The sequence below is a fragment of the Tateyamaria sp. Alg231-49 genome (assembly GCF_900143535.1).
GTDB lineage: Bacteria > Pseudomonadota > Alphaproteobacteria > Rhodobacterales > Rhodobacteraceae > Tateyamaria.
Genome location: NZ_FRFA01000004.1, coordinates 82,904 through 96,000, shown reverse-complemented (window position 1 = coordinate 96,000; position 13,097 = coordinate 82,904). Strand labels below are relative to the sequence as shown.

General features: G+C 55.5%; 16 protein-coding genes and 1 pseudogene. 12 read left to right on the top strand and 5 right to left on the bottom strand.

Annotated features, from left to right (window positions below):
* Positions 1-5 precede the first annotated feature (5 nt).
* On the top strand, positions 6-782 hold the full coding sequence (locus DHN60_RS08325; RefSeq protein WP_108836837.1) for an ion transporter: 777 nt from the start codon (positions 6-8) through the stop codon (positions 780-782).
* 112 nt (positions 783-894) lie between these two features.
* Entirely contained in the window at positions 895-1,392 is a 498-nt protein-coding gene (locus tag DHN60_RS08320; RefSeq protein ID WP_108836836.1) for a murein L,D-transpeptidase family protein, read from the top strand.
* 138 nt (positions 1,393-1,530) lie between these two features.
* Here DHN60_RS08320 and DHN60_RS08315 read toward each other — a convergent pair.
* Positions 1,531-2,037, bottom strand: a pseudogene (locus DHN60_RS08315) (CAP domain-containing protein); the annotation flags it as partial.
* A gap of 173 nt (positions 2,038-2,210) precedes the next feature.
* On the opposite strand from DHN60_RS08315, the gene DHN60_RS08310 reads away from it, so the two are divergent.
* Both DHN60_RS08310 and DHN60_RS08305 read left to right on the top strand, forming a co-directional pair.
* Complete coding sequence (locus DHN60_RS08310; RefSeq protein ID WP_108836834.1) at positions 2,211-2,801, top strand: L,D-transpeptidase; 591 nt, start codon at positions 2,211-2,213, stop codon at positions 2,799-2,801.
* A gap of 141 nt (positions 2,802-2,942) precedes the next feature.
* Positions 2,943-3,122 carry a hypothetical protein gene (locus tag DHN60_RS08305; RefSeq protein WP_108836833.1) on the top strand — a complete coding sequence of 60 codons (180 nt, stop codon included), beginning with the start codon at positions 2,943-2,945 and terminating at the stop codon, positions 3,120-3,122.
* A gap of 76 nt (positions 3,123-3,198) precedes the next feature.
* Here the strand turns inward: DHN60_RS08305 and hemH are convergent, their stop codons facing one another.
* Entirely contained in the window at positions 3,199-4,260 is a 1,062-nt protein-coding gene (gene hemH, locus DHN60_RS08300; protein ID WP_199913647.1) for a ferrochelatase, read from the bottom strand.
* A 55-nt stretch (positions 4,261-4,315) separates the two neighbouring features.
* Positions 4,316-5,137 carry a methyltransferase domain-containing protein gene (locus tag DHN60_RS08295; protein ID WP_108836832.1) on the bottom strand — a complete coding sequence of 274 codons (822 nt, stop codon included), beginning with the start codon at positions 5,135-5,137 and terminating at the stop codon, positions 4,316-4,318.
* A 22-nt stretch (positions 5,138-5,159) separates the two neighbouring features.
* On the opposite strand from DHN60_RS08295, the gene DHN60_RS08290 reads away from it, so the two are divergent.
* Genes DHN60_RS08290 through DHN60_RS08275 form a run of 4 tightly spaced genes read left to right on the top strand, consistent with a single transcriptional unit; the run spans position 5,160 to position 7,472 of the window.
* The gene (locus DHN60_RS08290) at positions 5,160-5,885 is read left to right on the top strand and encodes a ComF family protein (RefSeq protein ID WP_108836831.1); all 726 of its coding nucleotides are present in this window, start codon (positions 5,160-5,162) and stop codon (positions 5,883-5,885) included.
* Positions 5,886-5,925: 40 nt separating this feature from the next.
* Positions 5,926-6,183, top strand: a complete 258-nt coding sequence (gene grxC, locus DHN60_RS08285) for a glutaredoxin 3 (protein ID WP_108836830.1) — start codon at positions 5,926-5,928, stop codon at positions 6,181-6,183.
* A complete protein-coding gene (locus DHN60_RS08280; protein ID WP_108836829.1) occupies positions 6,184-7,023 on the top strand; it encodes a carbon-nitrogen hydrolase family protein in 840 nt (279 codons plus the stop codon). It abuts the gene before it with no gap.
* Positions 7,020-7,472, top strand: coding sequence for a MarR family winged helix-turn-helix transcriptional regulator (locus DHN60_RS08275; protein ID WP_108836828.1), 453 nt, complete (start codon positions 7,020-7,022; stop codon positions 7,470-7,472). Before DHN60_RS08280 ends, DHN60_RS08275 begins: the two co-directional genes overlap by 4 nt.
* Here DHN60_RS08275 and ubiG read toward each other — a convergent pair.
* Positions 7,469-8,218 (bottom strand): bifunctional 2-polyprenyl-6-hydroxyphenol methylase/3-demethylubiquinol 3-O-methyltransferase UbiG, encoded by a 750-nt coding sequence (ubiG, locus tag DHN60_RS08270; protein ID WP_108836827.1) that lies wholly within the window; start codon positions 8,216-8,218, stop codon positions 7,469-7,471. The two genes, DHN60_RS08275 and ubiG, sit on opposite strands and share 4 nt — an antisense overlap.
* Positions 8,219-8,267: 49 nt before the next feature.
* Between ubiG and pip the strand changes: the two genes are divergently transcribed.
* Entirely contained in the window at positions 8,268-9,239 is a 972-nt protein-coding gene (pip, locus tag DHN60_RS08265) for a prolyl aminopeptidase (RefSeq protein ID WP_108836826.1), read from the top strand.
* A complete protein-coding gene (locus DHN60_RS08260) occupies positions 9,236-10,012 on the top strand; it encodes an ABC transporter substrate-binding protein (protein WP_108836825.1) in 777 nt (258 codons plus the stop codon). Before pip ends, DHN60_RS08260 begins: the two co-directional genes overlap by 4 nt.
* Before the next feature lie 238 nt (positions 10,013-10,250).
* Here the strand turns inward: DHN60_RS08260 and DHN60_RS22275 are convergent, their stop codons facing one another.
* Positions 10,251-10,661 carry a hypothetical protein gene (locus DHN60_RS22275; RefSeq protein WP_159089153.1) on the bottom strand — a complete coding sequence of 137 codons (411 nt, stop codon included), beginning with the start codon at positions 10,659-10,661 and terminating at the stop codon, positions 10,251-10,253.
* A gap of 215 nt (positions 10,662-10,876) precedes the next feature.
* Here DHN60_RS22275 and rimP point away from each other — a divergent pair, with 215 nt between their 5' ends.
* Both rimP and nusA read left to right on the top strand, forming a co-directional pair.
* The gene (rimP, locus tag DHN60_RS08255; protein WP_108836952.1) at positions 10,877-11,464 is read left to right on the top strand and encodes a ribosome maturation factor RimP; all 588 of its coding nucleotides are present in this window, start codon (positions 10,877-10,879) and stop codon (positions 11,462-11,464) included.
* Complete coding sequence (gene nusA, locus DHN60_RS08250) at positions 11,464-13,083, top strand: transcription termination factor NusA (protein WP_108836824.1); 1,620 nt, start codon at positions 11,464-11,466, stop codon at positions 13,081-13,083. Before rimP ends, nusA begins: the two co-directional genes overlap by 1 nt.
* Positions 13,084-13,097: the final 14 nt, after the last annotated feature.

Below are 13,097 nucleotides of genomic sequence, written 5' to 3'. Positions count from 1 at the left end.
CCCGCATGTTTGATCGCGCACGCTTGGCCGAATTTTTGGAAGGCCCCAAATTCAGCAACTTTATCATGGGTGTGATCGTCGTGAACGCCATCACGCTGGGGTTGGAAACGTCTGCGACAGCAGTGTCGGTGGCTGGTGGGCTGATCAATGCGATTGACCAGATCTGCCTTGCGATATTTGTGATCGAGATCATTGCAAAGCTGTTTACCTTCCGCCTGAGCTTTTTCAAAAGCGGATGGAACATCTTTGACTTCGTTATTGTCGGCATTGCGTTGGCGCCGGGCACCGAAGGGCTGTCTGTCCTGCGCGCCCTGCGTATTCTCCGGGTGCTGCGGGTCATTTCCGTTGCGCCAAGTCTGCGCCGTGTGGTTGAGGGGTTCGTAACCGCCCTACCCGGCATGGGCAGTGTGTTCGTCTTGATGGCAATGATTTTTTACATTGGTTCCGTTATGGCCACGAAACTCTTTGGGTCTGCCTTTCCAGAATGGTTCGGGACGCTCGGCCTTAGCGGCTATTCCCTCTTCCAGATCATGACGCTTGAATCCTGGTCCATGGGAATTGTGCGTCCGGTTATGAAGGAGTTCCCCTACGCTTGGGCATTCTTTGTGCCGTTCATTTTGGTCAGTACCTTTGCGGTGGTGAACCTTCTGGTCGGCCTGATCGTGAATTCGATGCAGGACGCCCATTCGGAGGAGTCAAATGCGGCGACGGATGAGTATCGTGACCTTGTGATCAAGCGGTTGGATGAGATCGAGGCAAAGCTCGACAATCGCGAATCATAAACGCTGATCACGGTCAGGTGATCGGTTGCGGCAAAAACCCGCTATGCGATTTGTGGAATAAGGTGGTAAATCCCTACAAAATACAAAAAAGCAGTGTTGGGACAGGATTTCGATGAAGCGCAGAAACTTATTGATGGGCGGAGTAGCAGCGGTCGGTTTGGGCGCGTGTACTCAATCGAAATTCCGCCAGTATTACGGCCCCAGAATCACCGGCATTGTTGTGAACAAAGGAGAACGAGAAATGTTTCTTCTACACAACGGTCAGGTCATCGAAGACTACAAGATCGACCTTGGCTTTGCCCCCATCGGCGACAAATTCTTTGAAGGTGACGGGCGCACCCCGGAAGGCACGTACCTGATCGACCGGCGCAATCCCAACAGCCAGTTTCACTTATCCTTGGGAATCTCATACCCCAACGCTCTCGATCGGGCGGAAGCGGCAAGGCTGGGCAAACCCCCCGGCGGTGACATCTTTATACACGGGAATACAACCGGATTCCGAACGGGCAAGAAAGATTGGACGTGGGGCTGTATCGCGGTTTCGAATCGCGAAATGGAAGACGTCTATGCGATGGTCCGCAACGGGACGCCTATCCAGATCAATCCCTGACGATCAGGTCGACGGCGCCGATGCGACGTCTGCATTTGTCCCATCGATAGCTGCGCCATCTGGATTGTCGACAGCTTCGGGAACGAGCCGTGTTGCTGCCGGGTTAGAAGCTGGGATTGTAGGCGCATTTGTCGGGTCGCCCATCACCATGGTCCACCAGATCTTACCATTAGATTCTTGGAACCAAGCGAACCCCATCTCGCGCGCTCGTGGCGACATGATGGTGCGGCGGGTGTCGTTTTGCTCCATCCAGGCGCCAAGTGTTTCTAGCTCGGTCTCGTAGGTCTCAGAGATGTTTTCACCTACAAGGGTGCCTTGGTATCCAACGCGAGCCAGTCGGTCGATTGGGGACGATCCATCAGATCCGAAGTGCCAAGGGCGGTTTTGAAGGGACATGTCTTTTGAATGAGTCGCAGCCGCAGCGTTCAGTTTTGGATTCAGCACAACCGCTGCTGCGCCTTGGGCAGCCCGCAAGGCGTTTACCGAGTCCAGCATACGGAACTGCAGCTTGTCTGTGTCGTTGTTGCGAATACGGTAGAGTTTGGGCGCAGTACTCCCATCCGCACCCACAGTGGTCTGAACCGGAGCAGAGCCACATGCGGCGAGGGTCAAAAGAGCAACCAGAAGGAAAGAGATTGTACGCATTGATCCTGCACATTTATTGTGATGTTCGTTAACGTCGATAGCCGCTTGCGCGTTGCATTACAAACGCACATCGGCGTGAACCTGCGAGATGACAGTCCTTTGATTTGCGACTGCGACATTCCCGCAATAACTTATGCTCAAATTCGCGAGATCACTCTTAGGAGAGGCATAAAATGTCCAAATCACCGTTCAACACGACCAGCCGCCGCGCCTTTTTGGCTGGATCTGCAGCTTTCTTGGGCGCACCGGCTATCGCGCAAACTGCCGCTGGGCAGGCCGAACGCGATCCTGCTCTTTCTGTGCGCCGCAATATCTCCAGCTTTCGCACGCTGGATTGGCAGCCTTACTTTGACAGCCTGCGCAATGGTGCAATCCTTGTCGATATCGACAGTCGCGCAGTGCACTACTGGAACCAAGAGCAGACGATATATAAACTGTATCCATCCAGTGTGCCGTTGACAGACGATCTGACTCGCCGTGGGCGCACGCAGGTTATCCTGAAAGACCCTGAGCCAGATTGGCGTCCAACTCCGTCAATGAAAAAGCGGAACCCTGAATGGCCTGATTATATCGGCCCCGGACCTCAGAACCCTTTGGGCACGCGGTCATTGCACCTTAGCTGGACCTATTATCGTATCCACGGCACGCACGACACGCGCAAGATTGGGCGTAAATCTTCAAATGGCTGCATTGGCCTCTACAATGAACATATCGAAGAACTGTACGGAATGGCGAAGGTCGGCACACAAGTGTTGCTTATTTGACGACATCTGCCCGGTTCGGAGTGTTCAACTTTAAATCACACTTTGCATTCATGCCGCATTGCTGTTTACACAAGATCACGAGGTAAGTCTTGGGCGCGTTGGGGCACTAATTTCCCGCGCGCGTAACTGGAGGTAATTAATATGAAAAAACTCGTTCTCGCCGCTGCTCTGACTGCTGCTGCTTCGACTGCATTCGCCGGCGCTCCTGCCGATCCGATCATCGAAGCACCTGTCATTGTTGAAGAAACAACAGGTTCCTCAGGTGGTTGGGTTCTTCCCATCCTGCTGCTGGTAGTTGTTGCTGCGGCTCTTGCGGACTAATCGTTCGTAACATCACTAAAAAAGAAGGCGGTGCAATTGCACCGCCTTTTTTATGTCTGATGGTCGGATTCTGGTATTAATCCAGCCAACCCTGCAAGTTTTCTCCGATTACAGTACTAAGCGCCTCAATATGGGCGTCATCATCGTTGAGGCATGGGATATAGGTGAAATGCTCGCCTCCAGCATGCTCAAAGCTTTCTTTGATCTCTTCGTTTATCTCTTCGAGCGTTTCGATGCAGTCAGCCGAAAATGCAGGGGCGCACACCGCGATATTCTTTTTGCCAGCCTCTGCAAGGCGCGCAACTTCTTCGACGGTGTAGGGTTTCAACCACTCTTCGGGTCCGAACTTTGATTGGAATGTCGTTTTGATTTCGGTGTCTGCCCAACCCAGCCGTTCCTTCAGCAGACGCGTCGTTTTCTGACACTGGCAGTGGTATGGATCACCTTCCATCAGATATCTGATAGGGACACCATGATAGCTGCACACCAGTATATCCGGGCGCGTTTCAAGGTCTGCATAGGCCCGTTCGATTGATTGCGCCAATGCCTCAATGTACTTGGGATGCTGGTAATAGGGCTCAACCGTTCGCGTGGTAGGTTGCCATTTTTCCTGCATCATGGCCCGAAAGAATTCATCATTCGCCGTCGCGGATGTGGCCCCGGCGTAGTGTGGGTAGAGTGGGAAAAATAGTATCTTTTGACATCCAGCGTCCCGCATTTCACGCACTTTGGATTTGGTAGATGGGTTGCCGTAGCGCATGCAGAAATCAACCAACACCTTATCGCCGTATCGTTCTTGCATCGCTGCTTTGATCTTGGCCGTCTGGTCTTTGGTGATCGTCATCAGCGGGCTTTCACCGGCCTCGTGATTCCAGATGGATTTATAGGCCGCCCCGGATGTGAACGGGCGTTTCGTCAGAATGATCAGCTGCAAAAGTGGCTGCCAAATCCAAGGTGAGTAATCGATCACTCGCCTGTCTGACAGAAATTCGTTCAGGTACCGACGCATTGACCAGTAATCGTAATTGTCTGGCGTGCCCAGATTGGCCAGCAGCACGCCCACCCGCGCAGGCGGGAACGCCGGGTGATCGTCGGCGGCATGTTGCGGGCGCGTCATCGCTTTGCTGGTATCAAGCATTTGTGGCGGTTTCCTATGTCTATTGTCTGGTCAAATAAACGGATTCGCCCTCAGGTCAATCTGACAGCGACGTTTCGTCCGTCCGCAAGGCATCTGCCAACCGTGCTTGTGCTGAACCAGGGCGGAGCGGCTTTGGTTGACTATCGTCAGGGGCCCACCCGGTCAGAACGATCAATTCAAAGGTTGCGGCAATCCCGCCATCAGGATGCGCAAAGTTGTCGGCATAAAGCTTTGCTGCTGCTTCCAGAATTGCGCGCCGCGTCGGATAACGCAGTCGTGTTTGCAACGCGTTCCCCTCACCCATTGCGCGCAAATCGCGCATCAGGTGCCACATGGTTTGATACCGGACAGTCAAGACGACGGTATCGGCGACGGGCAGCGCCAGCCCCGCCCGTTGTAACAACGCACCCAGATCGCGCACTTCTCCCATGGGCGCGACACGGGGGGATAGGCCACCAGTGACAGCCACTTCTGCCTCGGCAAGAACGCTGCGCAATTCCTGCAAGGTTTGCCCGCCCAGCGCCACGGCCAACAGCATTCCATCCGGCTTGAGGGCCCGGCGACACTGGATCAGCTGGCCGACGGGATCGTTCGCCCAGTGCAGACCCAGGCTGTGAATCACAAGATCATGCCCGCCGACCTCAAGAGGGAGTGTGTCGGTTTCTGCCACAACAACTGCGTCCGTGCGTCGCGCGCGCCACAATTCAGGAAAGGCTGCGACAATCGCGGGCACCTGAAAGGTTTTGTTAACCAGTTCAAGGCGATCCTCGATCTCATCCTGTGCGACCTCTTGCAGAAACAGAGCGTCGGCGCGCGCACGGTTGCGAGCCAGCGCGGTTGTATCGGTCAGACGGGGCGTAGGGTCAGGGTTTGGCATGGCCGCATAACTAGAGGACAACATGGGCCTATTACAAACAACACTTGCCGCTATCTACCCGCCGCGCTGTTTGGGGTGTGGTGAAACGGTCGACAGCGACTTTGGTCTGTGTGGACATTGCTGGGGTCAGGCACAGTTCATCGGTGGCGCGTTCTGCGACAGTTGCAGCGCGCCGCTACCGGGTGCTGAGGCCGAAGATAGATTGCACTGTGATGCCTGTATGCGGGCGCCAAAACCCTGGGCACATGGGCGCGCAGCACTGATCTATACAGGGATGGGGCGCAAGCTGGTTTTGGGTCTCAAACACGGAGACAGACAAGAGATTGCGCGCCCAGCCGCGGCGTGGATGCGAACGTCGATTCAAGGCATGATCTCTGATCAGACACTGATCGCGCCTGTCCCGTTGCACTGGCTACGTCTGGCGAAACGCCGCTACAATCAATCTGCCCTTATCGCCAAGAACCTGTCTGATCTGACAGGGTGTGACTGGTGCGCTGACTTGCTTGAACGCCCCATCCGAACGCCCTCTTTGAATGGCAAGACACGGGCGCAGCGTGCGGAAATTCTCGATGGCGCCATTCGCATAAATCCGCGTCGCAGTCATCGAATCATCGGGCGGCCTGTTCTGATTGTGGATGATGTGATGACGACTGGGGCCACATTGGCCGCTTGCGCAGATGTACTAACAAATGCCGGGGCCGATCAGGTCTGCGTGAGCGTACTGGCGCGGGCGGCCAAAGACACCTAAGTCTGTGATCAACAGAATTTGCGTCAAAAGGACAAAGGGCATGAAATCCGTTGAAATTTATACCTCTCCGTTGTGCGGCTTTTGCCATGCCGCCAAACGTTTGCTGAACGAAAAAGGCGTCGAATTCGCCGAGGTTGATGTTTTGAAACAACCAGAGCGCAAGCCTGAGATGATCCAGCGTGCAAATGGTGGCCGGACGGTTCCGCAGATTTTTGTGGGTGATACTCATGTCGGAGGTTGCGACGATCTCTATGCGTTGGAACGGGCAGGCAAACTTGACGGGCTTCTGGCGGCCTGAATGAAAACAGCGCTGCTGCAACTGAATGTATCCGATGATCCGACGGCGAATCTGCCTCGGACGGTTGAGATGGTGCAGCAGGCTGCGGATATGGGGGCGGAGTTTGTGCTGACCCCCGAGGTCACCAATTGCCTTAGCACCAGCCGCACCCACCAAGCTCAGGTTCTCACGGACGAGGCGAGCGATGCCACGCTCGCCGCCTTGCGCGATGTGGCAGCGGCGCGTGGCATTCACCTTCTTATTGGTTCGCTGGCGTTGACCACGGATGATCCGGACGGTCGGTTCGCGAACAGATCGTTCTTGATTGGGCCGGATGGATCAATTCTGGCGCGCTACGACAAAATCCACATGTTTGATGTCGCCATCTCAAAAACAGAGACATATGCGGAGTCTTCGGGCTATCGCCCTGGGACGAAAGCCGTCCTTGCCCGAACGAATTTTGCGCCGATAGGTATGGCCGTTTGCTACGACATGCGCTTTCCTAAACTATCAGACGCCCTTGTTAGCGCTGGTGCCCATATCCTGACATACCCAGCCGCTTTTTCGCCTGTGACTGGTGCGGCCCATTGGCACAGCCTGCTGCGTGCTCGCGCGATAGAAGCGGGCGCATGGGTGCTGGCTCCGGCCCAGACAGGCACCCACCCCAGTCAGAAAAACAAGACACGCAGCACCTATGGCCACAGCCTCGCCATCAACCCGTGGGGCGAGGTCGTGCTTGACGCGGGCGAGGCGCCTGGCGTTTATGTATTTGATATGGAATTAGATAAAGTGGCCGAGGCGAGGCGCCGCATCCCTGCAAGGGACAATGCGCGCCCCTTTGAAGGTCCTTCGGGTGCATGAGTACAGAAAAGAACGCACTGGCCATTTCGCTGTTCAGCGAAGTGCTCGCAGCGGATCAAATGGTCCGTTACCGGCTGAGCCGTGTGTTGCCCAAGGGCATGGAGATTTCTCATTTTTCGGTGCTGAACCATCTTGTTTGGCACGATGATGAGCGCAGTCCGGCACAGTTGGCCGAAACGTTCAACGTCACACGCGGTGCGATGACCAACACTCTCAATCGATTGGAGTGGGCCGGACATATCCATATCCGCCCCGATTGGGATGATGCGCGTCGCAAGATGGTCGCCATCAGCCCGGCAGGGCGGCGTGCCCGCGATCAGGCCCTAAGCGCGATTGCCCCAATGGTCGGTGAAGTCATCGATAGCTTGGGCGAGGATCGGGTCAGGGAAACCCTACCGATCCTGCGCCAATTGCGCGTTCAGATGTCAGACAAACCCAAGCCAAACTAGGCCTTTGGTTTCAAACTTGCGGTGACGTAGTTCACGCTCAGGTCTCGATCTGACAGTTTCCAACCCCAAGTCAGCGGATTGAAGACGAATCCCTGACGGTCCACCGGATCAAGGCCCGCATTGCGCAGCAGATCAAACAGTTCGTCTGGAGTGATGAACTTGTTCCATTCATGCGTGCCTTTGGGCAACCAGCGCATCACATGTTCCGCGCCGATGATCGCCATGACAAAGGACTTTGGATTGCGATTTAGGGTCGAGCAGATATGTAACCCTCCGGGTTTCAGCAACTCACGACAGGCGGTGAGGTAGGCCAGTGGGTCTGCGACATGCTCAACGACTTCCATATTCAGCACCACGTCGAACTGTTCACCGGCCGCGGCCATATCCTCGGCTGTGGTGTGGCGGTAATCGATGGTTAATCCGGATTGTTCGGCGTGTACCTTTGCAACGGGAATATTCCGTTCTGCCGCATCGGCACCAACCACTTCTGCCCCAAGCCGCGCCATGGGTTCTGCCAACAGCCCCCCGCCGCAGCCGATGTCCAGAATGCGCAGACCTTCAAACGCCGATGTTTTGGTCAAATCGCGGTCAAATTCAGCAGCAATTTGGCTTGTGATGTAGTCCAGCCGACAGGGATTCAGCATGTGTAGTGGCTTGAATTTTCCGTTTGGGTCCCACCATTCCGCCGCCATCGCCTCAAATTTAGCGATCTCGGATGGGTCGACGGTGGTTTGATGCGTTTGCATTTTCGTCTCCGTATGCTCATGTGCGTCTAACGCCCTATGTAGGTCAGTAATGGACAAACACAGTGACCAAAAGCGCGCGGTGCAATATCTGTACCCGCCGATCGACCCCTACGACCAACAGATGTTGGACGTTGGACAGGGGCATCGCATCTATGTTGAGCAATGCGGCAACCCGTCTGGCATCCCGGTTGTGGTGCTGCATGGTGGCCCCGGCGGTGGGTGCAGCCCGACGATGCGCCGTTATTTTGACCCTGAACGCTACCGTGTGATTCTGTTTGATCAGCGCGGATGTGGACGTTCGCGCCCGCACGCGTCCGTGACCAACAACACGACTTGGCACTTGGTCGATGATATCGAGATGATCCGACGGACGTTGGATATTGATGCGTGGATCGTTTTTGGCGGCAGTTGGGGTGCGACCTTGGCGCTGATCTATGCCCAATCCCATCCGGCGCGCGTGCGTAACATTGTCCTGCGCGGCGTGTTCCTCATGACTCAGCGCGAGCTGGATTGGTTCTATGGCGGTGGTGCTGGCCGGTTCTGGCCCGAAGTTTGGAGCCGCTTTGAGACGCTTGTGCCCGAAGATGAGCGTGGCGATTTGATTGCCGCCTATCACCGCCGCCTCTTTTCAGGCGACATGGCGATAGAGACGCGGTTTGCCCGTGCGTGGTCGTCTTGGGAAAATGCGCTTGCTTCGATCCATTCGACCGGGTCCGGTGGAGAGGCCCCGGGGGACTATGCCCGCGCCTTTGCGCGACTTGAGAATCACTATTTCACCAATGCGGGCTTTTTGGAGTTTGATGGCCAAATTCTCGCCCATGCGGGCCGGATCAAACATATTCCGGGTACAATCGTGCAGGGCCGCTATGACATGATCTGCCCGCCCGAAAGCGCCTATGCGCTGGCCAAAGCGTGGCCCAATGCAGATCTCAAGATGATCCGAAATGCCGGGCATGCCTTGTCTGAGCCGGGAATTTCGGCTGAACTGGTGCGCACCATGGACAGGATTGCAGGGAAATGACCCGAATTGACCGCCGCGCACTCTTTACCTCTGGCGCCGCAGCCGCGTTGCTGGCGGCAACGGGTGTGTCCGCGCAACCGCAGCGCGGTGGGCGGTTGCGGGCGGCATTGTCCATGCTGCTTTTTGATCAGGCAGTTGCAGCCACCGTGTTCGACAACCTGACTGAAGTGGCCGCTGACGGAACTTTGCGCGGTGATCTTGCGACTGGTTGGTCATCAGACGCACAAGCGATGCGCTGGCGATTCACGTTGCGCGACGATGTCGCGTTTCACGACGGTGAAGTATTTAGCGCTGAACATCTGCGGTCACTGCCCATGACTGTCGAGGTTATTGATCCGGTCACCGCAGATATCGTGCTCGATACGCCCAATCCAAACCTGCCCTATCTTCTTGCGCATCCCGGATACGAGATCAGATCTGAAACTGGTGCAGGCACTGGCTTGTATGCGGTGCAAAAACTGGAGCCGGGCCGCCATTTCATCGGTGCGCGTGTGGCGAACCACTGGAAAAAGCAGTCTGGTTGGTTTGACAGTGTCGAGTTTGTGCAATTCAGCGTAGATGCCGTCCGTTCCGAGGCGCTGCGCGACGGGATGGTCGATGTCGCAGATATCGCGGCGCTTGACCCCTTGTCCGACCCGCGTGATTTCCAGATCCTGCCCGGGGGTCGGTCGCCGACACACATCGCAGCCACGTCTGTCGCCGTGCCGTTGTCTGTCGGCAAATCCTGGCCACTCGACAATCTGCGCATGGCTGAGCGGTGGTGGATAAGTTGAGATTTCGGATTCTTTTCAATGACTTAAGTAAGTATTTGATTCAAAACAAGGAATCCAATTTTTCGGTTGATTAATCTACGCGATCGGAATACTTTTCTCATGTGCTTTGAAGTATCCCGCTGACCAAGCATATGCCATGCGCGACACGGTGAAAATCTGCCGGCCGTAGCACCATTTGGGAAAATGGGAGCGCATTGTGGGGTTCCAGGCAGGCCCCACCGCATGGCAACCAACTCATTCAGGTCCAGTGCGGCCTAAGCAATTGGCCGCGTTTTAGCTTTGACTTGGTTTGTCTTTTCTTTGCTCGATGCAAAGTAGAAACGTACATTCGTGAGTGATTGCGCGTTATTTTTATGGCTGCAAGTAAACGAATGGCCGGAGTCTCTGTCTGAAAAGAAACAGAACATGCGAGCTTTCGGTCTGCTACCCACATCCCTTTCGTCAAAATTTCTGGAATCCGCAAAAGCTCATTCTTGCCTATATGGTCTCCATGTTCATCAATGATATGTCTCGCAGACTCTGAGGATAGGAACACCTCTTCGCGAGAACAACCAAAGTGTTGCCTAACTTCAAGCGGAATGACTCCGACCTGAAGGTCACCCCTGCGACCTGCCAGCAAATCGATGAGTTCATCCAAAGTAAATTCCATAAGTAATTGAATAACCGAAACTATGGCTTCGACAACCTATAGTTGATCAAAAACTCACGCATGGCTGAGCGGTGGTGGATGGCCTGAGGGGCCTTGCAGACTCATCCCGACGTGCGTATATGCCCTTCAACAGCGGCGCGCTGGGGTCCAAACCCGACGCTCCACCGAGAACCATCAACGGGCCGCGCGCCCGTTTTTTTGTGCCTGAAAGAACCATGAACAACGACCTGATCGCCAAAGCTGCCATCGACCGTCGCCTGGCCGAGATCATCACCCCGGTGATCGAGGATCTGGGCTATGAACTGGTGCGCGTTCGTCTGATGAGCGGCAAAGAAACCACGCTCCAGATCATGGCTGACAAGCCTGAAGGCGGAATTGAAGTCGATGATTGCAGTGCTATCTCGACGGCTGTCAGTGCAACGCTGGATGTCGAAGACCCGATTTTGGACGCCTACACGCTCGAAGTGAGCAGCCCGGGCATTGACCGCCCGCTGACGCGCCTCAAGGACTTCGACATGTTCGAAGGCTACGATGCCAAGCTGGAAACAGATGAGCTGATCGACGGACGCCGCCGCTTTAAGGGCATATTGGCAGGCGTTGAGGACGACGAAGTGCTGATCAACGTGGCCGAAGGCACGATTGGTCTGAAGTTTGATTGGTTGAGCGATGCCAAGCTGGTTCTGACGGACGAGCTGATCAAAGAAATGTTGCGCCAGCGCAAAGCCGCCGGTGTGATCAAAGAAACTGAATTTGACGAAATATCAGAAGACGAAACGACCGAAGAGTCTGAGGAGAACACCTGATGGCCATTACATCTGCAAACCAGCTTGAGCTGTTGCAAACCGCCGAGGCGGTTGCCCGCGAAAAGATGATCGACCCTGTGCTGGTCATCGAGGCGATGGAAGAATCGCTCGCCCGTGCGGCGAAGTCGCGTTACGGCGCGGAAATGGACATCCGTGTCAGCATTGACCGCAAGACAGGCCGCGCCACCTTTACTCGTGTGCGCACAGTGGTCGAAGACGAATTGCTGGAAAACTATCAGGCCGAATTCACAGTTGAGCAGGCCAAGCAATATATGGAAGACCCCGAGGTTGGTCAGCAGCTGATCGAAGAGGTTCCTCCTGTCGAGATGGGCCGGATTGCGGCACAGTCTGCCAAGCAGGTCATCCTGCAAAAAGTGCGCGAAGCTGAACGGGATCGCCAGTTCGAAGAGTTCAAAGACCGCGCAGGCACCATCATCAACGCTTTGGTCAAGCGCGAAGAGTACGGCAACGTCATCGTCGATGTGGGCGCAGGCGAAGCGATCCTGCGCCGCAACGAAAAGATTGGCCGCGAATCCTATCGCCCGAACGATCGCATCCGCTGCTACATCAAAGATGTGCGCCGCGAGCAGCGTGGACCCCAGATTTTCCTGAGCCGCACCGCGCCCGAGTTCATGGCCGAGTTGTTCAAGATGGAAGTGCCAGAAATCTATGACGGCATCATCGAGATCAAAGCCGTTGCCCGTGACCCCGGATCGCGCGCCAAGATTGCTGTTATTTCTTATGACGGCTCCATCGACCCTGTTGGGGCATGTGTTGGTATGCGTGGTTCGCGCGTGCAGGCCGTTGTGAACGAGTTGCAGGGCGAAAAGATCGACATCATTCCATGGAATGAGGATCAGCCGACTTTCCTTGTGAACGCGTTGCAGCCTGCTGAAGTGAGCAAAGTGGTTCTGGACGAAGAGGCGGGCAAGATCGAAGTGGTCGTGCCCGAAGAACAACTGTCCCTCGCCATTGGTCGCCGCGGTCAGAACGTGCGTCTGGCCAGCCAGCTGACCGGTCTGGACATCGACATCATGACCGAGGCCGACGAATCGGCTCGTCGTCAGGCCGAGTTTGAGCAGCGCACCAAGCTGTTCATGGACAATCTGGACCTCGATGAATTCTTTGCCCAGTTGCTGGTGTCCGAAGGCTTCACCAACCTCGAAGAGGTTGCCTATGTTGAGGTAGACGAGCTGCTGGTCATCGACGGAGTGGACGAAGGCACCGCTGCTGAATTGCAGGCCCGTGCCCGTGACGTGCTTGAGGCCGCGGCCAAAGCGGCGTTGGAAAGCGCACGCGCCTTGGGTGCCGAAGACAGCCTTATTGATTTTGACGGGCTCACACCCCAAATGATTGAGGCGTTGGCCAAAGACGACGTGAAAACTCTCGAAGACTTTGCAACCTGCGCGGACTGGGAACTGGCCGGTGGCTGGACGACAGTTGATGGTGAACGTCATAAAGATGATGGCGTTCTTGAGCCCTTTGAGGTGTCACTGGAAGAAGCGCAGCATCTGGTCATGACAGCGCGCATTATGCTGGGCTGGGTCGATCCGACCGAATTGGAAGCTGACGAAGAAGAACAAGAAGACGCTGATCTGACCGAGGAGACCGAGGCCTGATCTCAGGCCTCGGG